The organism is Streptomyces gottesmaniae (assembly GCF_031845845.1).
Classification (GTDB): domain Bacteria; phylum Actinomycetota; class Actinomycetes; order Streptomycetales; family Streptomycetaceae; genus Streptomyces; species Streptomyces akebiae.
Genome location: NZ_JAVRFJ010000037.1, coordinates 41,373 through 64,625 on the forward strand (window position 1 = coordinate 41,373; position 23,253 = coordinate 64,625).

Annotated in this window: 20 protein-coding genes; all 20 read left to right on the forward strand. The window is 69.4% G+C overall.

What is annotated here, in order from left to right; genetic code table 11:
- The first annotated feature begins 209 nt into the window (after positions 1 to 209).
- The 20 genes from lysA (at position 210) to atpA (ending at position 23,246) form a co-directional block, all read left to right on the forward strand.
- Positions 210 to 1,601: a diaminopimelate decarboxylase gene (gene lysA / locus RM704_RS33505; RefSeq protein ID WP_033526527.1), complete on the forward strand. Its 1,392-nt coding sequence runs from the start codon at positions 210 to 212 to the stop codon at positions 1,599 to 1,601.
- Between the two features lie 162 nt (positions 1,602 to 1,763).
- Positions 1,764 to 3,056 (forward strand): homoserine dehydrogenase, encoded by a 1,293-nt coding sequence (locus RM704_RS33510; protein ID WP_033526526.1) that lies wholly within the window; start codon positions 1,764 to 1,766, stop codon positions 3,054 to 3,056.
- 6 nt (positions 3,057 to 3,062) lie between these two features.
- Positions 3,063 to 4,121, forward strand: coding sequence for a threonine synthase (gene thrC, locus RM704_RS33515; RefSeq protein ID WP_033526525.1), 1,059 nt, complete (start codon positions 3,063 to 3,065; stop codon positions 4,119 to 4,121).
- A gap of 324 nt (positions 4,122 to 4,445) precedes the next feature.
- The gene (thrB, locus tag RM704_RS33520; RefSeq protein ID WP_033526524.1) at positions 4,446 to 5,399 is read left to right on the forward strand and encodes a homoserine kinase; all 954 of its coding nucleotides are present in this window, start codon (positions 4,446 to 4,448) and stop codon (positions 5,397 to 5,399) included.
- A 404-nt stretch (positions 5,400 to 5,803) separates the two neighbouring features.
- Positions 5,804 to 7,834: a transcription termination factor Rho gene (gene rho / locus RM704_RS33525; protein ID WP_192829619.1), complete on the forward strand. Its 2,031-nt coding sequence runs from the start codon at positions 5,804 to 5,806 to the stop codon at positions 7,832 to 7,834.
- 197 nt (positions 7,835 to 8,031) lie between these two features.
- A complete protein-coding gene (locus RM704_RS33530; protein WP_192829622.1) occupies positions 8,032 to 9,747 on the forward strand; it encodes a trypsin-like serine protease in 1,716 nt (571 codons plus the stop codon).
- Between the two features lie 244 nt (positions 9,748 to 9,991).
- Positions 9,992 to 11,134 (forward strand): LCP family protein, encoded by a 1,143-nt coding sequence (locus RM704_RS33535; RefSeq protein WP_033526522.1) that lies wholly within the window; start codon positions 9,992 to 9,994, stop codon positions 11,132 to 11,134.
- Between the two features lie 294 nt (positions 11,135 to 11,428).
- Positions 11,429 to 11,650 carry a 50S ribosomal protein L31 gene (gene rpmE, locus RM704_RS33540; protein WP_028804216.1) on the forward strand — a complete coding sequence of 74 codons (222 nt, stop codon included), beginning with the start codon at positions 11,429 to 11,431 and terminating at the stop codon, positions 11,648 to 11,650.
- Between the two features lie 99 nt (positions 11,651 to 11,749).
- Positions 11,750 to 12,826 carry a peptide chain release factor 1 gene (prfA, locus tag RM704_RS33545; protein ID WP_033526521.1) on the forward strand — a complete coding sequence of 359 codons (1,077 nt, stop codon included), beginning with the start codon at positions 11,750 to 11,752 and terminating at the stop codon, positions 12,824 to 12,826.
- Positions 12,827 to 12,864: 38 nt separating this feature from the next.
- Positions 12,865 to 13,710, forward strand: coding sequence for a peptide chain release factor N(5)-glutamine methyltransferase (prmC, locus tag RM704_RS33550; RefSeq protein ID WP_033526520.1), 846 nt, complete (start codon positions 12,865 to 12,867; stop codon positions 13,708 to 13,710).
- A gap of 71 nt (positions 13,711 to 13,781) precedes the next feature.
- Positions 13,782 to 14,429, forward strand: a complete 648-nt coding sequence (locus RM704_RS33555) for an L-threonylcarbamoyladenylate synthase (RefSeq protein WP_033526519.1) — start codon at positions 13,782 to 13,784, stop codon at positions 14,427 to 14,429.
- Positions 14,426 to 15,097: an arsenate reductase/protein-tyrosine-phosphatase family protein gene (locus RM704_RS33560; RefSeq protein ID WP_033526518.1), complete on the forward strand. Its 672-nt coding sequence runs from the start codon at positions 14,426 to 14,428 to the stop codon at positions 15,095 to 15,097. Before RM704_RS33555 ends, RM704_RS33560 begins: the two co-directional genes overlap by 4 nt.
- A gap of 129 nt (positions 15,098 to 15,226) precedes the next feature.
- Positions 15,227 to 16,465: a serine hydroxymethyltransferase gene (gene glyA / locus RM704_RS33565; RefSeq protein WP_033526584.1), complete on the forward strand. Its 1,239-nt coding sequence runs from the start codon at positions 15,227 to 15,229 to the stop codon at positions 16,463 to 16,465.
- Positions 16,466 to 16,606: 141 nt separating this feature from the next.
- The gene (locus RM704_RS33570) at positions 16,607 to 17,890 is read left to right on the forward strand and encodes an MraY family glycosyltransferase (RefSeq protein WP_033526517.1); all 1,284 of its coding nucleotides are present in this window, start codon (positions 16,607 to 16,609) and stop codon (positions 17,888 to 17,890) included.
- A gap of 433 nt (positions 17,891 to 18,323) precedes the next feature.
- Positions 18,324 to 18,761: a Cg1360 family ATP-synthase-associated protein gene (locus RM704_RS33575; protein WP_033526516.1), complete on the forward strand. Its 438-nt coding sequence runs from the start codon at positions 18,324 to 18,326 to the stop codon at positions 18,759 to 18,761.
- Positions 18,762 to 18,986: 225 nt separating this feature from the next.
- The gene (gene atpB, locus RM704_RS33580) at positions 18,987 to 19,805 is read left to right on the forward strand and encodes a F0F1 ATP synthase subunit A (RefSeq protein ID WP_498076442.1); all 819 of its coding nucleotides are present in this window, start codon (positions 18,987 to 18,989) and stop codon (positions 19,803 to 19,805) included.
- Between the two features lie 77 nt (positions 19,806 to 19,882).
- On the forward strand, positions 19,883 to 20,116 hold the full coding sequence (gene atpE, locus RM704_RS33585; protein ID WP_013000660.1) for an ATP synthase F0 subunit C: 234 nt from the start codon (positions 19,883 to 19,885) through the stop codon (positions 20,114 to 20,116).
- 40 nt (positions 20,117 to 20,156) lie between these two features.
- Entirely contained in the window at positions 20,157 to 20,705 is a 549-nt protein-coding gene (locus RM704_RS33590; protein WP_033526514.1) for a F0F1 ATP synthase subunit B, read from the forward strand.
- Positions 20,702 to 21,517: a F0F1 ATP synthase subunit delta gene (locus tag RM704_RS33595; RefSeq protein ID WP_033526513.1), complete on the forward strand. Its 816-nt coding sequence runs from the start codon at positions 20,702 to 20,704 to the stop codon at positions 21,515 to 21,517. The genes RM704_RS33590 and RM704_RS33595 overlap by 4 nt, the downstream gene beginning before the upstream one ends.
- Positions 21,518 to 21,650: 133 nt before the next feature.
- On the forward strand, positions 21,651 to 23,246 hold the full coding sequence (gene atpA, locus RM704_RS33600; RefSeq protein WP_033526512.1) for a F0F1 ATP synthase subunit alpha: 1,596 nt from the start codon (positions 21,651 to 21,653) through the stop codon (positions 23,244 to 23,246).
- The last annotated feature ends 7 nt before the right edge of the window (positions 23,247 to 23,253 follow it).

A 23,253-nucleotide genomic window follows, 5' to 3' on the forward strand; every position in this document is an offset into this window, starting at 1 on the left:
GCCGAGGCAGCCACCCGACAGCGGACAGCTGAGGCAGCCAGCCGACAGCAGAAAGCCCACAGCCGACGCCCAAGCCCAAGCGCCCCCGCAGCCGACAGCCCCAGCCGACGCCCCACCCCTCGGCCACGCCCCACCTCTCGGTCCACGCCCCACCCCGGCCGACGAAAACCCCGCGCCCCCTCAGAGAGCACACAGAAAGCCCTACAGACATGAGCCGTTCCGCACACCCCGCCGGGCCCCGTCACGCCGACGTGCTTCCCGAGGGGCACTACACCGCCCCGCCCGCCGACCTGAACACGCTGGACCCGAAGGTATGGGCGCAGACCGTCACCCGTACCCCTGACGGGGTCGTCAGTGTCGGGGGGATCGATGTGAAGGCGCTCGCGGAGGAGTTCGGTACGCCCGCGTACTTCGTCGACGAGGCCGACTTCCGCGCGCGGGCGCGCGCCTGGCGCACCGCGTTCGGGCAGGACGCCGACGTGTTCTACGCGGGCAAGGCGTTCCTGTCCCGGGCCATCGTGCGCTGGCTGCACGAGGAGGGGCTCAACCTCGACGTCTGCTCCGGCGGTGAACTCGCGACCGCGCTCTCCGCCGGTATGCCCGCCGACCGGATCGCCTTCCACGGCAACAACAAGTCCGAGGAGGAGATCCGCCGGGCCGTCGAGGCCGGCGTCGGGCGGATCGTGCTCGACTCGTTCCAGGAGATCGTGCGGGTCGCGCACATCGCCCAGTCGCTCGGCACGCGGCAGCGGGTGCAGATCCGCGTCACCGTCGGCGTCGAGGCGCACACCCACGAGTTCATCGCCACCGCCCACGAGGACCAGAAGTTCGGGATCCCGCTGGCCGGGGGGCAGGCCGCCGAGGCCGTACGGCGGGCGCTCAAGCTCGACGGGCTCGAACTCATCGGGATCCACAGCCACATCGGGTCGCAGATCTTCGACACCTCCGGGTTCGAGGTCGCCGCCCACCGGGTGGTCGGGCTGCTCAAGGAGATCCGTGACGAGCACGGTGTCGAGCTGCCCGAGATCGACCTCGGCGGCGGGCTCGGGATCGCCTACACCAGCGACGACGACCCCCGTGAGCCGCACGAGATCGCCAAGGCGCTGACCGAGATCGTCAACCGGGAGTGCGACGCCGCCAGGCTGCGCGCCCCGCGTATCTCCGTCGAGCCGGGGCGGGCCATCGTCGGGCCCACCGCCTTCACGCTCTACGAGGTCGGCACCATCAAGCCGCTGGACGGGTTGCGGACGTACGTCTCCGTGGACGGGGGCATGTCCGACAACATCAGGACCGCGTTGTACGACGCCGAGTACAGCGTCGCGCTGGTGTCGCGTACCTCCGACGCCGAGCCGATGCTCGCGCGCGTGGTCGGCAAGCACTGCGAGAGCGGTGACATCGTGGTGAGGGACGCGTTCCTGCCGGCGGACCTGGCACCGGGTGACCTGATCGCCGTACCGGCCACCGGCGCGTACTGCCGTTCCATGGCGAGCAATTACAACCACGTCCTGCGCCCGCCCGTCGTCGCCGTCAATGATGGAGAGGCCCGTGTCATCGTCCGCCGGGAGACGGAGGAGGATCTTCTCCGGCTCGACGTCGGCTGAGAAGCGGTCCCGGAATTCACGAGCCGGAAGATCTCCGTCTTCCGGCGCTGAGAAAATGAAATAGATGTCTCACGATCCGGACCGGGGATAGAAACTCCCGTCCGGTGAGTGAGACTGGTCCCACCGTGTTCGGTATGTCGGTATGTGAGGAAACGAGGTCGGATGATGCGTACGCGTCCGCTGAAGGTGGCGCTGCTGGGCTGTGGGGTTGTCGGCTCAGAGGTGGCGCGCATCATGACGACGCACGCCGACGACCTCGCCGCGCGTATCGGCGCGCCGGTCGAGCTCGCGGGCGTGGCCGTGCGGCGGCCCTCACGGGTGCGTGAGGGCATCGACCCGGCGCTCGTCACCACCGACGCGACCGCCCTGGTCAAACGGGGGGACATCGACGTCGTCGTCGAGGTCATCGGCGGTATCGAGCCCGCCCGCTCCCTCATCACCACCGCGTTCGAGTACGGCGCCTCCGTCGTCTCCGCCAACAAGGCCCTCCTCGCCCAGGACGGCGCCGCCCTGCACGCCGCCGCCGGGGACCACGACGCGGACCTCTACTACGAGGCCGCCGTCGCCGGCGCCATCCCGCTGATCCGGCCGCTGCGCGAGTCCCTCGCCGGTGACAAGATCAACCGGGTGATGGGCATCGTCAACGGGACGACCAACTTCATCCTCGACAAGATGGACACCACCGGGGCGGGCTATCAGGAGGCCCTCGACGAGGCCACCGCCCTCGGGTACGCGGAAGCCGACCCGACCGCGGACGTGGAGGGGTTCGACGCCGCCGCGAAGGCCGCGATCCTCGCCGGTATCGCCTTCCACTCGCGCGTGCGGCTCGACGACGTGTACCGCGAGGGCATGACCGAGGTGACGGCGGCCGACTTCGCCTCCGCCAAGAACATGGGCTGCACCATCAAGCTGCTCGCCATCTGCGAGCGGGCCGCGGACGGCGGGTCCGTCACCGCGCGGGTGCACCCCGCGATGATCCCGCTGACCCACCCCCTCGCCTCCGTGCGCGGCGCCTACAACGCCGTGTTCGTGGAGTCGGACGCCGCCGGGCAGTTGATGTTCTACGGTCCCGGCGCGGGCGGTGCCCCCACCGCCTCCGCCGTCCTCGGCGACCTCGTGGCCGTGTGCCGCAACCGGCTCGCGGGGTCCACCGGCCCCGGCGAGTCCGCCTACGCCGCCCTGCCGGTCTCGCCGATGGGCGAGGTCGTCACGCGCTACCACATCAGCCTCGACGTCGCCGACAAACCGGGAGTTCTCGCCCAGGTGGCGACCGTGTTCGCGGAGCACGGTGTGTCGATCGATACGGTTCGGCAGCAGGGCAAGGACGGCGAGGCCTCTCTCGTCGTCGTCACCCACCGCGCCTCCGACGCCTCCCTCACCGGGACCGTCGAGGCGCTGCGCAACCTCGACACCGTGCGGGGTGTCGCAAGCATCATGCGGGTTGAAGGAGAGTAACCAGCAATGACCCACCAATGGCGCGGAATCATCGAGGAGTACCGGGACCGGCTGCCCGTCTCCGACACCACGCCGGTCGTGACGCTCCGCGAGGGCGGCACGCCCCTCGTACCCGCGCAGGTGCTCTCCGAGCGCACGGGCTGCGAGGTCCACCTCAAGGTGGAGGGCGCCAACCCGACCGGATCCTTCAAGGACCGCGGGATGACCATGGCCATCACGCGCGCGAAGGAAGAGGGCGCGAAGGCCGTCATCTGTGCCTCGACGGGCAACACCTCTGCCTCCGCGGCCGCCTACGCCGTACGCGCGGGCATGGTCTCGGCCGTGCTCGTCCCGCGGGGCAAGATCGCGCTGGGCAAGATGGGCCAGGCCCTGGTGCACGGCGCGAAGATCCTCCAGGTCGACGGCAACTTCGACGACTGCCTCACCCTCGCGCGTGAACTGAGCGACAACTACCCGGTGGCGCTGGTCAATTCGGTGAACCCGGTGCGCATCGAGGGTCAGAAGACCGCCGCGTTCGAGATCGTGGACATGCTCGGCGACGCGCCCGACATCCACGTCCTGCCGGTGGGCAACGCGGGCAACATCACGGCGTACTGGAAGGGCTACAAGGAGTACGCCGCCGACGGCATCGCCGCGAAGACGCCCCGGATGTGGGGCTTCCAGGCCTCCGGCTCCGCGCCGATCGTGCGCGGCGAGGTTGTCAAGGACCCGTCGACGATCGCCACCGCGATCCGCATCGGCAACCCCGCGTCCTGGAGTTACGCCCTGGCCGCGCGGGACGAGTCGGGCGGCTTCATCGACGAGGTGACGGACCGTGAGATCCTGCGCGCCTACCGGCTGTTGGCCGCTCAGGAGGGTGTCTTCGTGGAGCCCGCCTCCGCCGCCTCCGTGGCCGGTCTGCTGAAGGCCGCCGAGCAGGGCAAGGTCGACCCGGGCCAGACCATCCTCTGCACGGTCACCGGCAACGGCCTCAAGGACCCGGACTGGGCCGTCGCGGGCGCCCCGCAGCCCGTCACGGTCCCGGTCGACGCGGCGACGGCGGCCGAGCGCCTCGGTCTCGCGTAACCTCACGCCGGGCGGCTCGCGTATCCTCTCGCCCAGCCGTTCGAAAAGACCTGGGAGCCGCGCGTAGACGTGGATTCTCGGGGGATAACCCTGACAGGACCCGACAGGGGGTGCACAGGGGGCTTACGACACGCATCGTGCGCCTCCTGTGCGCCCTATGTCGCCACAGAACCTTCCTTCGATAGGCTGTGGTGAACCCGCCCGCTGCATATGCCCCGCAAGGGTGCGGCGCCGCGCCGTCTTGAGCGGCCGCAGGGTTTCACGTACCTATCGAATGTCATTCGACAATCGTCAATCTCGCAGCTCAAGGAGAGTCATCGAGCGATGGCCGGTCCAGCGTTCCGCGCCGCCGCCGTACGGGTGCGCGTCCCCGCCACCAGCGCCAACCTCGGTCCGGGCTTCGACGCCCTGGGCCTGTCGCTGGGGCTCTACGACGACGTGGTCGTCCGGGTGGCCGACTCCGGCCTGCACGTCGACATCGCGGGGGAGGGCAGCGAGACCCTCCCGCGCGACGAGCGGCACCTGCTCGTCCGCTCCCTGCGCACCGCCTTCGACCTGCTGGGCGGACAGCCCCGGGGCCTGGAGATCGTGTGTGCCAACCGCATCCCGCACGGCCGCGGCCTCGGCTCCTCCTCCGCCGCCATCTGCGCCGGCATCGTCGCCGCCCGCGCCGTGACCATAGGCGGTGACAACCGGCTCGACGACGCCGCGCTGCTCGAACTGGCCACGGAGATCGAGGGCCACCCCGACAACGTCGCGGCCTGCCTCCTCGGTGGTTTCACCCTCTCCTGGATGGAGGGCGGCGCCGCGCGGGCGATCAGGATGGATCCCGCGGATTCCGTCGTTCCGGTGGTTTTCGTCCCCGGCAAGCCCGTGCTGACGGAGACGGCGCGCGGACTGCTTCCGCGCAACGTCCCGCACGTCGACGCGGCCACCAACGCGGGCCGGGCGGCCCTCCTCGTGGAAGCCCTGACCAGGCGCCCCGAGCTGCTGCTGCCCGCCACCGAGGACCGGCTGCACCAGGAGTACCGGGCGCCCGCGATGCCGGAGAGCACGGCTCTGGTCGAGCGACTGCGGGCCGACGGCGTCCCGGCGGTCATCTCCGGCGCCGGACCCACGGTCCTGGCCCTGGCCGACGAGGCCAGTGCCGACAAGGTGGCCGATCTCGCGGGTGCGGGATGGGCCGCCAACCGGCTGGACCTCGACGCCCGAGGGGCGTGTGTCCTGCCGCTCACCACCACCGTCGCCGAGCCCGGCGCCGACAGCGGCGGCGAGTAGGCGTTCGGTTGCCGGATTTCGAGAGGGGGAATGTTTGTTGGATCCGGTAGTGTTAACCTCAAGTCTGCACCTGCCCCAGCCATGGCGAGGTGCTTATCGTCCCCGTCCGGGACAACCATTCTTCCGGGAGTCTCCCAAGCCGCACTGTGCTTCGTACGTCAAGCTGTACGCCGTACGCAGGCACTGAGCGGTCTGCCGAGCAGGCCCCGGAACCGGCGTGGCCGAGCCGCGTGACACAGACACTCAGTGCCACGGCCCGGAAAGCGCCGAATCACCAGATATCTCTTCCGCCGCCTTTGGCGGACCACCGCCCCGGCACGGTCCACCCCAACAGGGCCGAAGCCGGACAGCACAAACGGTCGCCGAGCCAGAAGGCCGACGTCCGCTCCAGGGAAGGACCCTTCGTGAGCGACACCACCGATCTGATGGGCGCACGTGTCGAGGACACCGCTGCCGCGCCCGCCACGGACGCCGCGCCTGCCAGCGGTGCCGGCTCCCGGCGGCGCCGTGGTACCGGCCTCGAGGGCATGGTGCTGGCCGAGCTGCAGCAGGTCGCATCCGGCCTCGGCATCAGGGGCACCGCGCGGATGCGCAAGAGCCAGCTGATCGAGGTCATCAAGGAGGCGCAGGCGGGCGGGGGTGCCCCGGCGAAGGCCGAGGCCGCCACCGAGACCAAGCCGAAGCGCCGCGCCACCTCGAAGGCGCGTACGGGCGACGACGCCGCCCCGGCCGAGAAGGCCACCGCCAAGAAGGCCGCTGCGCCCGCCGAGAAGGCCGAGAAGGCCGTGGCTCAGCAGCAGATCGAGATCCCCGGCCAGCCGGCCGGTGGCGACGAGGCGCCCACCGAGCGCCGTCGGCGCCGGGCCACCGCCGACGCGGGCAGCCCCGAGACGGTCACCGCCGAGGCGAAGAGCGAGCCGAAGGCCGAGACGCCGGCGGCGACGACCGCCGAGACCAAGGCCGACGCCGGTGACCAGGGCGGCGAGGGCCGTCAGGGCCGCCGCGAGCGTGGCCGTGACCGGGGCGAGCGTGGGGACCGCGGTGAGCGCGGCGACCGCGGCCGCCGTGGCAAGGGCGACGAGCAGCAGGGCGGCGGTGGGCCGCAGCGCGACCGCGGTCAGCAGCAGGGCCAGCAGCAGGGCGGCGGCCGTCAGGACCGCCAGCGTGACAACGGCCCGCAGGACGACGACGACTTCGACGGCGGACGCCGTGGCCGTCGCGGCCGCTACCGCGACCGCCGTGGCCGCCGTGGCCGTGACGAGATCGGCGCCCCCGAGCCGCAGCTCGCCGACGACGACGTCCTGATCCCCGTCGCGGGCATCCTGGACATCCTCGACAACTACGCCTTCATCCGCACCTCGGGCTACCTGCCCGGCCCGAACGACGTGTACGTCTCCCTCGCCCAGGTCCGCAAGAACGGCCTGCGCAAGGGTGACCACGTCACCGGTGCCGTGCGTCAGCCCAAGGAGGGCGAGCGCCGCGAGAAGTTCAACGCGCTGGTCCGGCTCGACTCCGTCAACGGCATGGCGCCCGAACACGGCCGTGGCCGCCCGGAGTTCAACAAGCTGACGCCGCTGTACCCGCAGGACCGCCTCCGGCTGGAGACGGACCCGGGCGTGCTCACCACCCGCATCATCGACCTGGTCTCGCCCATCGGTAAGGGCCAGCGCGGTCTGATCGTGGCCCCGCCGAAGACCGGTAAGACCATGATCATGCAGGCGGTCGCCAACGCGATCACGCACAACAACCCCGAGTGCCACCTGATGGTCGTCCTCGTGGACGAGCGTCCGGAAGAGGTCACCGACATGCAGCGGTCGGTGAAGGGCGAGGTCATCTCCTCGACCTTCGACCGCCCGGCCGAGGACCACACGACGGTCGCCGAGCTCGCCATCGAGCGTGCCAAGCGCCTCGTCGAGCTGGGCCACGACGTGGTCGTGCTCCTCGACTCGATCACGCGTCTGGGCCGTGCCTACAACCTGGCGGCGCCGGCCTCCGGCCGCATCCTGTCCGGTGGTGTCGACTCGACCGCCCTGTACCCGCCGAAGCGCTTCTTCGGTGCGGCCCGCAACATCGAGGACGGCGGCTCGCTGACCATCCTCGCCACCGCCCTGGTGGACACCGGGTCCCGCATGGACGAGGTGATCTTCGAGGAGTTCAAGGGCACCGGCAACATGGAGCTCAAGCTCGACCGCAAGCTCGCCGACAAGCGCATCTTCCCGGCGGTGGACGTGGACGCGTCCGGTACCCGTAAGGAAGAGATCCTGCTCGGCAACGAGGAGCTGGCGGTCGTCTGGAAGCTGCGCCGGGTGCTGCACGCGCTCGACCAGCAGCAGGCCATCGAGCTGCTCCTCGACAAGATGAAGCAGACCAAGTCGAACGTCGAGTTCCTGATGCAGATCCAGAAGACGACGCCGACGCCCGGTAACGGCGACTAGGTCTCGTACCTCGCAAGCGCTGGGGCCACCCTCTTTGTGAGGGTGGCCCCAGTTTTCTGTATGCGACACGTGTACGATCACGGTCTTCTACGATCAGTTTCTGCACTATCTGATCAACCTATGCACTCCCAGGGGGGAATTGAGTGGCTAGACGTTTGTCCGGAGCCATAGCCGCCGCGATAGCCGGGACGCTGCTGATGTCGTCCGCGAGTGCGGCCGGCGCCGACAGCACCTCGACACCGGACGAGGCGGATGTACGGATCGCCAAGGCGATGGCGGCGGACGACACCGCACGGGTGGCGACGCGGGAGCCGTCGTCCACCGAGAGTGCGGACAGCGACAGCGACGGCGACAGTGGCCTGAAGCCGTCCGCCCAGATCATCGGCGGGTCGGAGACGACCATCGCCTCCGCGCCGTGGATGGCGCAGCTCTGGTACTACGACGAGACGCAGGACCTCGGCTTCTTCTGCGGCGGCACGGTCGTCTCGCCGACGAAGATCCTCACCGCCGCGCACTGCGTCGACAAGAACTACTACAACTGGGTCAAGTACGGCGAGATCGTCACCGGCACCGACCAGCTGCCCACCGCCGTCTACAACGACGACGGCGGCTTCGACCACCTCGACTACCACGGCGGCACCCCGAGCAAGGTCTCGCGCCAGTGGAACCACTCCTCGTGGAACGAGGAGGCGATCGACAACGACGTCGCGGTCCTCACGCTGGCCAGTCCCGTCAAGGCCACGCCGATCAAGATGACGACGTCGACCGACACGGCCTCGTACACGGCGGGCACCAGCGCGAAGGTCTACGGCTGGGGCCGTACCACCTCCACCAACGACGACATCTCGCAGACGCTGAAGACGGCCACGCTGCCGATCGTCAGCGACACGACCTGCGCGAACACGTGGAGCCCCCATTTCGTCAAGGGGCACATGGTCTGCGCGGGCAAGCCCGCCGGCGGCAGCGACGCCACGACCACCGCCACCTGCAACGGTGACTCCGGTGGCCCGCTCGTCGTCAACAACAAGGTCGTCGGCGTCGTCTCGTGGGGCGTCGAGGACTGTGTGTACAAGGGCGCCTACCCGGTCTTCGCGAAGGTCAGCAACTACGTCGGCGCGACCCAGCCGCGGGTCGACGACGCCGCCATCACCCGTGACGGCAAGGCCGACGTCTTCCTGCGCAACAAGGAGACCGGCACGGGTTACGTCCGCGCCTCCACGGGCTCCAAGCTCGCCGACCGCGTGGCCCTGACCGCCGAGGGCAGCTGGAAGGGCTACAACCTGGTCCAGCAGACCGACCTGAACCGGGACGGCTACCAGGACTACGTCCTGCGCCGCTCCTCCGACGGTGACGTCTTCTGGCGGCGGCGCACCGCCTCATCCGCCACGTGGACGACCACGCAGATCTTCGACAACTGGACGACCCGCACCCGGATCCTCACCCCCGGCGACGTCACCGGCGACGCCCTGCCCGACCTGCTCTCGGTCGACTCGGCGGGCGCCCTGTGGATCTACCCGGGCAAGGGCAACGGGACGTTCTCGACCCGCGTCAAGGTCGGCACGGGCTGGAACACGTACAACGCGGTGCTCGGGCACGGCGACTTCACCGGCGACGGCAAGGTCGACCTGATCGCGCGCACCAAGACCGGCTCGGACGTCTACCTCTACAAGGGCGTCGGCAAGTCCGGCACGGGCGCCTTCGCCACCCGGATCAAGGTCCGCTCGGACTGGAGCGCCTACAACACGCTCATCACTCCCGGTGATGTGAGTGGCGACGGCAGGGCGGACCTGTTGGCCCGCACGCCGGCCGGCACGCTGTACCTCTACACCGGCACCGGCAAGGCCACGAGCGAGATCTTCAACACACGGGCCTCGGTCGGCACCAGCTACGCCCAGTACGACCTGCTCGGCTGAAACACCAGGTGAACCCGGTCCCGCCGGGCTCATCCGTCACACACGGTGCCCATCGCGCTTTGCGCGATGGGCACCGTTCGTTGTGCAACCCTTTCCCGGCATATCCCGTCTGACCGGGCGGATGCGGCCACTGGATCGTCGATGCGTGTCGATGAGCGTCGGCGGAATGTCATGGCCGCATCCGACCCGACAGGCCTGGGCCTGAGCGCAGGGGGTAACCGACCGGAGAGAGAACGAGGAGCAGATGTCCGCCGAGAGCACGCCGGACGACGGCATACCGGGGAAGACAGGCACCACCGGCCCGCGACACCGCGCGGCCAAGGGCCGCCGCCGCAAGTCCCGCGACGGGCACAGCAGAGCGGCGCTCGCCGTCGTCTGGACCGCCGCGGGCGTCCTGGTACTGGGCGGCACCGGAATCGGCTACCTGTACTTCAAGCTCAACGGCAACATCAAGAGCGTCGACATCAACCAGGCCCTCGGCACCGACCGGCCCCTCGACGTCGACAACGGCTCGCAGGACATCCTGGTCCTCGGCTCCGACACCCGCGCGGGCAGCAACAAGAAGCTCGGCGGTGGCCTCGACGACGGCAGCGCCCGCTCCGACACGGCGATGGTCGTGCACGTCTACGAGGGCCACAAGCGGGCCAGCGTGGTCTCCATCCCCCGGGACACCCTCGTCGAGCGGCCCGAGTGCACCGACGCGAAGGGCAAGGACCACCCGGCGGCCTCGTACGCGATGTTCAACTCCGCGTACTCCACGGGGGGTGCCGCGTGTGCGGTGAAGACCGTCGAGTCCATGACCGGGATCCGGATGGACCACTACATCGAGATCGACTTCGCGGGCTTCGAGAAGCTGATCAACGTCCTCGGCGGGGTCCCCATCACCACGACCAAGGACATCAAGGACCCCGACAGTCATCTGAACCTGAAGGCCGGGGAGCACACCCTCACCGGCAAGCAGGCGCTCGGGCTCGTGCGCACGCGGCACGGGGTGGGGGACGGGTCGGACCTGGGGCGCATCCAGCTCCAGCAGGCGTTCATCAAGGCGCTGATCGAGCAGGTCAAGTCGGTGGGGATCTTCAGCAGCCCCAAGAAGATCTACGACCTCGCCGACTCCGCGACCGACGCCGTCACCACCGACTCCGAACTGGACACCGTCAAGGACCTCGCGTCCTTCGCGAACGGCCTCAAGGGCATCAGCTCCAAGAACATGAACATGGTCACGATGCCGGTCCAGTACGACCCCGCCGACCCGAACCGCGTCCTGGTGGACGAGGCGAAGTCGAAGCAGGTCTGGGCGGCCCTGAAGGACGACAGAACCATCCCGAAGTCGGCGACGAAGGGCACGGCCACGGGGTCGGCGGACGGGGTCGTCGCTCCCTCCTGAGGGTGCCCGAGGCTGGGGGCAAGGCTGGGCGGCAGCGCGCCTGCCTGCGGTCGCGTGCGGCACTGACGAGACCCCTGCGCGTGCCGTCGGCGGGCGCTGACCGCGCGCACCCGGAGCCGGAACGGCGGCGCGAGGCGGTGTGATGGTCCGCCGGGTGTCGGGGCGGGAATACCTGCGGGCGCCCCCTGGTTTTGGGAGATGGCGCCAGTCCTGGCAGACTGGTACGTCGGCTCCGGTTCACGCGCTCGCATCCCGCGGACGCGACCCGGCGCCCTCCCGAAACTAGGAGACACCTTGAAGCGCGACATCCACCCCGAGTACGTCGAGACGCAGGTCAGCTGCACCTGTGGCGCGTCGTTCACCACCCGCAGCACGATCGAGAGCGGCACTATCCGTGCCGAGGTCTGCTCCGAGTGCCACCCGTTCTACACGGGCAAGCAGAAGATCCTCGACACCGGTGGCCGCGTGGCCCGCTTCGAGGCCCGCTTCGGCAAGGCTGCCGCTGCCAAGAAGTAGCGAGCCCCCAGCGCCGGTCCGCGGTGCCCCCATCGGGGGCGTCGGGACCGGCGCTTTGCGGTGCAGCCCACTCACAACGTCGTACAGGGAGCCGGAGAGATGTTCGAGGCGGTCGAGGAACTGGTCGGGGAACACGCCGACCTGGAGAAGAAGCTCGCCGACCCGTCGGTCCACGCGGACCAGGCCAACGCGCGCAAGCTCAACAAGCGCTACGCGGAGCTGACCCCGATCGTCGGCACGTACCGCTCCTGGAAGCAGACCGGCGACGACATCGAGACGGCCCGTGAATTCATCGCGGACGACCCGGACTTCGCAGCCGAGGTCAAGGAGCTGGAGAAGCAGCGCGAGGAGCTGACGGAGAAGCTGCGGCTGCTGCTCGTGCCCCGGGACCCGTCCGACGACAAGGACGTCATCCTGGAGATCAAGGCCGGCGCCGGCGGCGACGAGTCCGCGCTGTTCGCCGGGGACCTGCTCCGCATGTACCTGCGGTACGCCGAGCGCGTCGGCTGGAAGACCGAGATCATCGACGCCACCGAGTCCGAGCTGGGCGGCTACAAGGACGTCCAGGTCGCCGTGAAGACCAAGGGCGGCCAGGGCGCCACCGAGCCCGGGCAGGGCGTCTGGGCGCGGCTGAAGTACGAGGGCGGTGTGCACCGCGTGCAGCGTGTGCCCTCGACCGAGTCGCAGGGCCGTATCCACACCTCGGCCGCCGGTGTGCTCGTCACGCCCGAGGCCGAGGAGGTCGACGTCGAGATCCACGCGAACGACCTGCGGATCGATGTCTACCGCTCCTCCGGGCCCGGCGGGCAGTCCGTCAACACCACCGACTCCGCCGTGCGCATCACGCACCTTCCCACCGGAGTCGTCGCCTCCTGCCAGAACGAGAAGAGCCAGCTGCAGAACAAGGAGCAGGCGATGCGTATCCTGCGCTCCAGGCTGCTCGCCGCGGCGCAGGAGGAGGCGGAGAAGAATGCCGCCGACGCCCGCCGCAGCCAGGTCCGTACCGTCGACCGCTCCGAGAAGATCCGCACGTACAACTTCCCGGAGAACCGCATCTCGGACCACCGCGTCGGCTTCAAGGCCTACAACCTGGACCAGGTGCTCGACGGTGAACTCGACGCGGTGATCCAGGCCTGTGTCGACGCGGACTCGGCCGCGAAGCTGGCCGCCGCGTAAGGCCGTTTCGAGCACGACCAGTACGACGGAGGACTTGCGTGAACCTGCTGCTCGCGGAAGTGGCCCAGGCCACCCAGCGCCTGGCCGACGCCGGCGTGCCCTCGCCGCGCAACGACGCGGAGGAGCTCGCCGCGTTCGTGCACGGCGTCAAGCGGGGCGAGCTGCACACCGTCAGGGACTCCGACTTCGACGCCCGGTACTGGGAGGTCATCGCCCGGCGCGAGCAGCGTGAGCCGCTCCAGCACATCACCGGGCGCGCCTACTTCCGCTACCTCGAACTTCAGGTCGGCCCCGGGGTGTTCGTGCCCCGGCCCGAGACCGAGTCGGTGGTCGGGTGGGCCATAGACGCCGTCCGCGCGATGGACGTCGTCGAGCCGCTCATCGTCGATCTGTGCACCGGCTCCGGTGCCATCGCCCTCGCCCTCGCCCAGGAGGTGCCGCGCTCGCGCGTGCACGCCGTGGAGCTGTCCGAGGACGCCCTGACGTGGACCCGCAAGAACATGGCGGGCTCACGCGTCGACCTGCGCCAGGGCAACGCCCTGGACGCCTTCCGCGACCTCGACGGCCAGGTCGACCTGGTCGTCTCCAACCCGCCGTACATCCCGCTCACCGAGTGGGAGTACGTGGCGCCCGAGGCCCGCGACTACGATCCCCAACTCGCCCTGTTCTCAGGGGAGGACGGCCTGGATCTGATCCGAGGCCTGGAACGCACCGCACACCGGCTCCTGCGCCCGGGCGGTGTCGTCGTCATCGAGCACGCCGACACCCAGGGCGGCCAGGTGCCCTGGATCTTCACCGAGGAGCGGGGCTGGGCCGACGCGGCCGACCACCCGGACCTCAACAACCGGCCGCGGTTCGCGACCGCCCGCAAGGCGCTGCCCTGATGAGCACGAGCATGAGCGCGCGCCCGACGACAACCCCCCAGCAGCAGTACGTGTACGAGGAGGCCCGCTAAATGGCACGGCGATACGACACCAACGACGCGACCGACCGCGCCACCGGTCTGCGCGAGGCCGCGTCCGCCATTCGCCGGGGCGAGCTCGTGGTGCTGCCGACGGACACCGTGTACGGCATCGGCGCGGACGCGTTCACGTCGGAGGCCGTGGCCGACCTCCTGGAGGCCAAGGGCCGGGGCCGCAACATGCCCACGCCCGTGCTCATCGGCTCCCCGAACACCCTGCACGGCCTGGTCACGGACTTCTCCGAGATGGCCTGGGAGCTGGTCGACGCGTTCTGGCCGGGCGCGCTGACCCTCGTCGCCAAGCACCAGCCGTCGCTGCAGTGGGACCTCGGCGACACCCGGGGCACCGTCGCCGTGCGCATGCCGCTGCACCCGGTCGCCATCGAGCTGCTGACCGAGGTCGGTCCCATGGCGGTCTCCTCGGCCAACCTGACCGGTCACCCGGCCCCGGAGAACTGCGACGCCGCCGAGGCGATGCTCGGCGACTCCGTCTCCGTCTACCTGGACGGTGGCCCGACCCCCGGCAACGAGCCGTCGTCGATCGTCGACGTCACGGGCAAGGTGCCGGTGCTGCTGCGGGCCGGGGCCTTGTCGGCAGAGGAACTCCGCAAGGTCGTCCCCGACCTTGAGGTGGCGAATTGACGGCCCCTGACGCGGGGCGTGGCATATGGGACGGGGAAGAGACGCGGACCTTCACGGGGCTGCCGCGGGACACCTTCCGCATCCTCCACGTCAGCACCGGCAACGTGTGCCGCTCGCCGATCACCGAGCGGCTGACCCGCCATGCCCTGGCGGACCGGCTCGGGGACCCGCTGTGGGGCGGACTGATCGTCGAGAGCGCGGGGACGTGGGGGCACGAAGGGGCGCCCATGGAGGCGAACGCGGAGGCGGTCCTCGCGGACTTCGGCGCGGACGCCTCCGGCTTCACGGGGCGCGAACTGCTGGACGAGCACGTCATCCGGGCCGACCTGGTGCTGACGGCCACCCGTGACCACCGGGCGCAGGTCATCTCCATGGGGCACTCCGCCGGGCTGCGCACCTTCACCCTGAAGGAGTTCACCCGCCTGGTGCGCGCCATCGACCCCACCACGCTGCCTCCCCTGGAGGAGGGCATGGTCGTCCGCGCACGCGCCCTGGTCCGCGCCGCCGCCGCTCTACGCGGGTGGCTCCTGGCCCCCACCGCCGAGGCCGACGAGGTCTACGACCCGTACGGCGCCCCGCTGCCGTTCTTCCGCTCGGTGGGTGACGAGATACACCAGGCCCTGGACCCGGTGGTGACCGCCCTCACAGGGGTGCCGGCGAGGGCGTAGCCGCCGCGGTGCCCCGGCACCGGCGGTCGGTGCGGGTGCCCGCGGCCCTAAGTGGTGACGATGTCGGGCATGCCGGGCGTCCGCGGTCTACATTGGCCGTACGTCATCGTCGACGCCCCGGAGTCCATCATGTCGGTCACCCCTGTCCTAGAGGCCGATGTCCTGCGGCGGCAGGACCCCGAGCTGGCCGACATCCTGCTCGGTGAGTTCGATCGGCAGGCGACGACGCTGCAGCTCGTCGCCGCCGAGAACTTCACCTCGCCCGCCGTCCTGGCCGCGTTGGGCTCCCCCCTCGCGAACAAGTACGCGGAAGGGTACCCGGGCGCCCGGCACCACGGCGGCTGCGAGATGGTGGACCTCGCCGAGCGGCTGGCCGTGGAGCGCGCCAGGGCCCTCTTCGGGGCCGAGCACGCCAACGTGCAGTCGCACTCCGGTTCTTCGGCCGTCCTGGCCGCGTACGCAGCCCTGCTGCGCCCCGGCGACACCGTGCTGGCGATGGGCCTGCACTTCGGCGGCCATCTCACCCACGGGTCGCCCGCCAACTTCTCCGGCCGCTGGTTCGACTTCGTCGGATACGGCGTGGAGGCCGAGTCGGGGCTGATCGACCGCGAGCAGGTGCGCACCCTCGCCCGCACCCACCGCCCCAAGGCCATCGTCTGCGGGTCCATCTCCTACCCCCGGCACATCGACTACGCCTTCTTCCGCGAGGTCGCCGACGAGGTGGGCGCCTATCTCATCGCCGACGCGGCCCATCCGATCGGGTTGGTAGCCGGGGGAGCGGCGCCCAACCCGGTGCCGTACGCCGACATCGTGTGCGCCACCACGCACAAGGTGCTGAGGGGGCCGCGCGGCGGGATGCTGCTGTGCGGGAGCGAGCTGGCGGAGCGGGTCGACCGGGCGGTGTTCCCGTTCACCCAGGGTGGCGCGCAGATGCACACCATCGCAGCGAAGGCCGTCGCGTTCGGGGAGGCGGCAACGCCGGCGTTCACCGCGTACGCCCATCAGGTGGTCGCGAACGCCCGCGTCCTGGCCCGCGGGCTGGCCGAGGAGGGGCTCGTGGTCGTCACCGGCGGCACCGACACCCACCTCCTGACCGTCGATACCGCGCCACTCGGGATCGACGGCCGTACGGCCAAGGGGCGGCTCGCGGCCGCCGGGATGGTCCTGGACTGCTGCGCGCTTCCGCACGGGGACGCCCGTGGCCTGCGGCTCGGCACGGCCGCGTTGACCACTCAGGGCATGGGCGAGGCGGAGATGGCACGGCTCGCGGTGCTCTTCGCGGGCACCCTGCGGGACGGCGGCGACGGCAGGCGGGCCCGTGAAGAAGTGCGGGACCTGGCCGGAAGATTTCCGCCGTATCCGCGCTGAGGTGGGGTAGACGCACCACCAGGCACAGCATCACGTGCAACCATCGTCGCTACCCGGATGTCCTCCACCGTATGCGTGCATCGCCGCGCGCATCGCTAGGGTGTGAGGCTGTGATGGCCAGCGAGACCTGTGGGGAAGCCCGTGCGTGAATACCTCCTGACGCTCTGCATCACGGCCGCGGTGACGTACCTGTTGACAGGGCCGGTACGGAAGTTCGCGATCGTGGCCGGAGCCATGCCGGAGATCCGTGCGCGTGACGTCCACCGTGAGCCCACGCCCCGCCTCGGCGGCATCGCGATGTTCTTCGGGCTGTGCGCGGGTCTGCTGGTCGCCGACCACCTGACCAACCTCAGCGAGGTCTTCGCCGAGTCCAACGAACCGCGCGCCCTGCTCTCCGGGGCCGCGCTGATCTGGCTCATCGGCGTCCTGGACGACAAGTTCGAGATCGACGCCCTGATCAAGCTCGGCGGCCAGATGATCGCGGCCGGTGTGATGGTCATGCAGGGTCTGACGATCCTGTGGCTGCCCATCCCCAGTGTGGGGATCGTCGCGCTGACCCAGTGGCAGGGCACCCTGCTCACGGTCGCCCTGGTCGTCATCACCATCAACGCGGTCAACTTCGTCGACGGTCTCGACGGTCTCGCCGCCGGCATGGTCTGCATCGCCTCCGCCGCGTTCTTCATGTACGCCTACCGCCTCTGGTACAGCTACGGCATCGAGGCCGCGGCCCCCGCCACGCTGTTCGCGGCCGTCCTGATGGGCATGTGCCTGGGCTTCCTGCCGCACAACATGCACCCCGCGCGGATCTTCATGGGCGACTCCGGCTCGATGATGATCGGCCTGGTGCTGGCGGCCGGCGCGATCTCCATCACCGGGCAGGTCGACCCGGACGTGATGAACCTCTACGGCTCGGAACGCAGCACGGTCTACTCGATGGTGCCGGTCTACATCCCGCTGCTGATGCCGCTGAGCATCCTCGCGATCCCGGCGGCGGACCTGATCCTCGCGATCGTGCGCCGCACCTGGCGTGGCCAGTCGCCGTTCGCCGCCGACCGGGGGCATCTGCACCACCGGCTCCTGGAGGTAGGGCACTCGCACAGCCGGGCCGTGCTGATCATGTACTTCTGGTCCGCGGTGATCGCCTTCGGCACCCTCGCGTACACGGTGAACTCGGCGTCCATGTGGATCGTCCTCGCCATCGCCATGCTCAGCGGGGTCGGTCTCTTCCTCCTCCTGCTGCCCCGCTTCACCCCCCGCGCGCCGCGCTGGGCGCAACGCTTCGTCCCTCCCCGCTACCGCCGCCGCGCGATCCCGGCGACCGCCCCGGAGCCCGCCGCCGACTGGGCGCCCTCCCTCAACGGCGCCACGGCGATCGGCGGCCGCACCCACGAACCGGAACGCAGCCCGGCGGGCGCGCGCAACTGAGCGAGGGCTCCGCGCGGAGCCGCCGTCGCCCCGATCGAGGAACCGGCCGGAGGCCGTGCGCGAGGTGTCGCGCACGGCCTCCGGCCGTCCGTCGTGCGGGCGTGCGGGCGGGGCGCGGCGCTGACGGCAAGGTAAGAATCTGACTAACACTTTGCCGATGCCATGCGAGCGCGTGACGGAGCAAAACGGCTTTATACCAGACAAGTCGGCGGGGTTTCTGCACAGACGGGCAGGTTCACTCTCATGTGTGACACCTGGCACATCGTTCAGGTAAAGACCTCATCAAATAGTTTGTGATACGGTTCACGAGAACCCGGGACAGAGTCGAAGGACCGCGCTACGACGGTCCGTTGGCGCGAGATTCTCGCTCGCCCCCGGGGTCTACGCTCGTCCATGACGACACCCTGCCCCCTTAGCAAGCGGAGTTGCCGCCATGCCGTCCAATGACGTCCGGACCCTCCTTCAGGCCGCCGTGCCCACGGCAGCCGCCGGCGCGATCGCCGCTGTCGTCAGCGGCGCGGTCGTCGGAGGAAAGGGGGCTCTCGGCGCCGTCGTGGCGGCGGTGATCACGATCCTCTTCATGGGGATCGGGCTCTACGTTCTGCAGCGCACCGCCAAATCGCTTCCTCATCTGTTCCAGATGATGGGCCTCATGCTTTACGCGGCGCAGATTCTGTTGTTGTTCATCTTTCTGTCCGCGTTCAAGGACACCACTCTGTTCCACCCCAAGGCCTTCGCGTTCACGCTCGTCGCCACCACGCTCGTGTGGATCGCCGCACAGACGCGCGCCCATATGAAGGCCAAGATCCTCTATGTCGAACCCGATGCGCCGACGGGCAACAAGCCCGAAAAATCGGGGCACTCGTCGTGAGGAGTAGGGCCGGGATAAGGGCGTGTGCGAACTCCTGCTATCGTCCGGTGCCAACTGCGGCATCGCGGGCGCGGGCATCTGAGCTGACGCCTGCTCAATCGCGAGGCTTGATGCCCCCCAGCCGCCCCCACATCCGTAACACCAGTCCAGTGCCGACCCGCGGCTGCGCGCCGCGCCGACACAACGAGGTTGCCGTACCCATGCGTCACGCCGAAGGAGCCCGTGGTGAGTGCTGACCAGACCCAGCTCGCCTTTGACTGGAGCTGTCGGATCATGTCCGACAACGGCTGTGGCTTCCCGGCTCCGGGCCTGCACTCGTTCCTCTTCAAGCCGATCGCCACGGTCGGCGGGTTCGAGTTCAACAAGGTGATGCTGCTCGCGCTGATCACCACTCTCCTGGTGATCACCTTCTTCACCCTCGCCTTCGGCAAGGCGAAGGTGGTGCCGGGCAAGCTGCAGATGATCGGTGAGGCGGGCTACGACTTCGTACGCCGCGGCATCGTCTACGAGACGCTGGGCCGGAAGGAGGGCGAGAAGTACGTCCCGCTGATGGTCTCGCTGTTCTTCTTCATCTGGATCATGAACATCTGGTCCGTGATCCCGCTGGCCCAGTTCCCGGTGTCGTCGATCATCGCCTACCCGATGGTCCTCGCCCTGGTCGTCTACGTGGTCTGGGTCTCGCTGACCTTCAAGAAGCACGGTTTCGTCGGGTTCTTCAAGAACGTCACCGGCTACGACAAGTCGCTCGGCCCGGTGCTACCGCTCGTGGTGGTCATCGAGTTCTTCTCGAACCTGCTGGTCCGCCCGTTCACGCACGCGGTGCGACTCTTCGCCAACATGTTCGCCGGTCACCTGATGCTGGTCATGTTCACCGTGGCCTCCTGGTACCTGCTGAACAGCTGGATGATCCCGGCGGCCGGTGTCTCCTTCATCATGACCATCGTCATGATCCTCTTCGAGCTCTTCGTGCAGGCCGTCCAGGCGTACGTCTTCGTGCTCCTCGCCTGCTCGTACATCCAGGGCGCGCTCGCCGAGCACCACTGAGCCCCGCGCCTCCACTACCCCCAAGAACGTCCGGTGGCCAACCCCCGCCGGTCCATGAAAGAGAAGGAAGAATCAGCATGGCTGCCATGGAGACCCTCGCCGCCCTCGAAGGCAACATCGGTTCTGTCGGCTACGGCCTCGCCGCCATCGGCCCCGGCGTCGGCGTCGGCATCATCTTCGGCAACGGCACCCAGGCTCTGGCCCGCCAGCCCGAGGCCGCCGGCCTGATCCGTGCCAACCAGATCCTCGGCTTCGCCTTCTGTGAGGCGCTCGCCCTCATCGGCATCGTCATGCCGTTCGTCTACAACTGACGAGCCCTGACGAGCAAACCTTTCAACGAAAGGCACTGATGTGATCGCCAACCTGGTACAGCTGGCGGCCGAGGAGGAGCAGAACCCGCTCATCCCGCCGGGCCCCGAGCTGCTCGTGGGCGCCATCGCCTTCGCCATCGTGTTCTTCTTCTTCTGGAAGAAGGCGCTCCCGAACATCAACAAGGTTCTGGAAGAGCGCCGCGACGCGATCGAGGGCGGTATCGAAGAGGCCGACCGCATGAAGGTCGAGGCCCAGAGCGTGCTGGAGCAGTACAAGGCCCAGCTCGCCGAGGCTCGGCACGAGGCCGCGCGGCTGCGCCAGGAGGCGCAGGAGCAGGGCGCCGAGCTCATCGCCGAGATGCGGGCCGAGGGCCAGCGGCAGCGCGAGGAGATCATCGCCGCCGGTCACTCGCAGCTCGCCGCCGACCGCAAGGCCGCCGCTTCGGCGCTGCGTCAGGACGTGGGCAAGCTCGCCACCGACCTGGCCGGCAAGCTCGTCGGTGAGTCCCTGGAGGACCACGCCCGGCAGAGCCGTGTGATCGACCGCTTCCTCGACGACCTCGAGGAGAAGGCCGAGGCCACGCGATGAACGGAGCGAGCCGAGAGGCCCTGGCAGCCGCACGGACGCGTCTCGACGCGCTGACGGACTCCACGTCCGTCGACGCGGCGCGGCTCGCCGAGGAGCTGGCCGCCGTCACCGCTCTGCTCCACCGCGAGGTGTCGCTGCGTCGGGTCCTCACCGACCCGGCGCAGTCCGGCGAGGCCAAGGCCGAGCTGGTCGGCCGCATCCTGGGCGGTCAGGTTGGCGCGACCACCGTCGACCTGGTCTCCGGTCTGGTGCGTTCCCGCTGGTCGCAGCCCCGCGACCTGGTGGACGCGCTGGAGCAGCTGGCCGATGTCGCCGACCTCACGGCCGCGCAGCAGTCGGCCACGCTCGACGACGTCGAGGACGAGCTGTTCCGCTTCGGCCGGATCGTCGCCTCGAACACCGAGCTGCGGGCCGCGCTGACCGACCGTGCCGCGGGCGGCCAGGCCAAGAGCGCGCTGCTGAGCAGCCTGCTCGGCGGCCGTGCCAAGGCCACCACCGAGCGTCTGGTGACGCGCCTCGTGACCGCGCCGCGTGGACGTAGCCTGGAGGGTGGACTCGAGTCCCTGTCCAAGCTCGCCGCCGAGCGCCGGGACCGCATGGTCGCCGTCGTCACCTCGGCGGTCCCGCTGAGCGACCCGCAGAAGCGACGCCTCGGCGCCGCCCTGGCGAAGCTCTACGGCCGACCCATGCACCTCAACCTCGACGTGGACCCCGGTGTCCTCGGCGGGATCCGGGTCCAGGTCGGTGACGAGATCATCAACGGCTCGATCGCGGACCGACTCGAGGACGCCGGCCGCCGCCTGGCGAGCTAGCACAAACTTCATAGCAGTACGTACGTGTACCTACGGCCCGGTTGGGCCGTGCAGAGGATTCACCTCGTTCAGGGGGGAGTCCCCATCCCCCCAAGTGAAACTTCGGGCCCAACAAGGAGAGCAGGGAACCCAGATGGCGGAGCTCACGATCCGGCCGGAGGAGATCCGGGACGCGCTGGAGAACTTCGTCCAGTCGTACAAGCCGGACGCGGCCTCGCGCGAGGAGGTCGGTACGGTCACCCTTGCCGGCGACGGCATCGCGAAGGTCGAGGGTCTTCCCTCGGCCATGGCCAACGAACTGCTGAAGTTCGAGGACGGCACCCTCGGCCTCGCGCTCAACCTGGAAGAGCGCGAGATCGGCGCCATCGTCCTCGGTGAGTTCAGCGGTATCGAGGAGGGTCAGCCGGTCACCCGTACCGGCGAGGTCCTGTCGGTCGCGGTGGGCGAGGGCTACCTCGGCCGCGTCGTCGACCCGCTCGGCAACCCGATCGACGGCCTCGGCGAGATCGAGACCAGCGGTCGTCGTGCCCTGGAGCTGCAGGCCCCGGGCGTCATGGCCCGTAAGTCGGTGCACGAGCCGATGGAGACCGGCTACAAGGCCGTCGACGCGATGACCCCGATCGGCCGTGGTCAGCGTCAGCTGATCATCGGTGACCGCCAGACCGGCAAGACCGCCCTGGCCGTCGACACGATCATCAACCAGCGCGACAACTGGCGCTCGGGCGACCCGAAGAAGCAGGTCCGCTGCGTCTACGTCGCCATCGGCCAGAAGGGCTCGACCATCGCGTCGGTCCGCCGCGCGCTGGAGGAGAACGGCGCGCTGGAGTACACGACCATCGTCGCCGCCCCGGCGTCCGACCCGGCCGGCTTCAAGTACCTGGCGCCCTACACCGGTTCGGCCATCGGTCAGCAGTGGATGTACGAGGGCAAGCACGTCCTCATCATCTTCGACGACCTCTCGAAGCAGGCCGACGCCTACCGCGCCGTGTCCCTGCTGCTGCGCCGCCCGCCGGGCCGTGAGGCCTACCCGGGTGACGTCTTCTACCTGCACTCCCGTCTGCTGGAGCGCTGCGCGAAGCTCTCCGACGAGTTGGGCGCGGGCTCGATGACCGGTCTGCCGATCGTCGAGACGAAGGCCAACGACGTCTCGGCGTTCATCCCGACCAACGTCATCTCCATCACCGACGGCCAGTGCTTCCTGGAGTCGGACCTCTTCAACGCCGGTCAGCGCCCCGCGCTGAACGTGGGTATCTCCGTCTCCCGAGTCGGTGGCTCCGCCCAGCACAAGGCGATGAAGCAGGTCTCCGGCCGTCTGCGCGTGGACCTCGCCCAGTTCCGTGAGCTGGAGGCGTTCGCCGCCTTCGGTTCCGACCTGGACGCCGCGTCGAAGGCGCAGCTGGAGCGCGGTCAGCGCATGGTCGAGCTGCTGAAGCAGGCCCAGTACGAGCCGATGTCCACCGAGGACCAGGTCGTCTCCGTGTGGGCCGGCACCACCGGCAAGATGGACGACGTACCGGTCGCCGACATCCGCCGCTTCGAGAAGGAGCTGCTGGAGTACCTGCACCGCAAGGAGCAGGGCCTCATGACCTCCATCAAGGAGGGCGGCAAGCTCTCGGACGACACGCTGACCGCTGTCGCCGACGCGATCACCGACTTCAAGAAGCAGTTCGAGACCGCGGACGGCAAGCTGCTCGGCGAGGACGCTCCGGCCGTCAACGTCTCCAAGTGACGTAAGG

Bases quoted from the DNA above. Each gene is read 5' to 3' on its own strand.
- glyA (WP_033526584.1), top strand. From the start codon at position 15,227: ATGTCGGTCACCCCTGTCCTAGAGGCCGATGTCCTGCGGCGGCAGGAC.
- RM704_RS33595 (WP_033526513.1), top strand. From the start codon at position 20,702: ATGAACGGAGCGAGCCGAGAGGCCCTGGCAGCCGCACGGACGCGTCTC.
- RM704_RS33555 (WP_033526519.1), top strand. From the start codon at position 13,782: ATGGCACGGCGATACGACACCAACGACGCGACCGACCGCGCCACCGGT.
- RM704_RS33535 (WP_033526522.1), top strand. From the start codon at position 9,992: ATGTCCGCCGAGAGCACGCCGGACGACGGCATACCGGGGAAGACAGGC.
- atpE (WP_013000660.1), top strand. From the start codon at position 19,883: ATGGCTGCCATGGAGACCCTCGCCGCCCTCGAAGGCAACATCGGTTCT.
- thrB (WP_033526524.1), top strand. From the start codon at position 4,446: ATGGCCGGTCCAGCGTTCCGCGCCGCCGCCGTACGGGTGCGCGTCCCC.
- thrC (WP_033526525.1), top strand. From the start codon at position 3,063: ATGACCCACCAATGGCGCGGAATCATCGAGGAGTACCGGGACCGGCTG.
- lysA (WP_033526527.1), top strand. From the start codon at position 210: ATGAGCCGTTCCGCACACCCCGCCGGGCCCCGTCACGCCGACGTGCTT.
- prfA (WP_033526521.1), top strand. From the start codon at position 11,750: ATGTTCGAGGCGGTCGAGGAACTGGTCGGGGAACACGCCGACCTGGAG.
- RM704_RS33530 (WP_192829622.1), top strand. From the start codon at position 8,032: ATGTCGTCCGCGAGTGCGGCCGGCGCCGACAGCACCTCGACACCGGAC.
- RM704_RS33510 (WP_033526526.1), top strand. From the start codon at position 1,764: ATGATGCGTACGCGTCCGCTGAAGGTGGCGCTGCTGGGCTGTGGGGTT.
- RM704_RS33575 (WP_033526516.1), top strand. From the start codon at position 18,324: ATGCCGTCCAATGACGTCCGGACCCTCCTTCAGGCCGCCGTGCCCACG.
- atpA (WP_033526512.1), top strand. From the start codon at position 21,651: ATGGCGGAGCTCACGATCCGGCCGGAGGAGATCCGGGACGCGCTGGAG.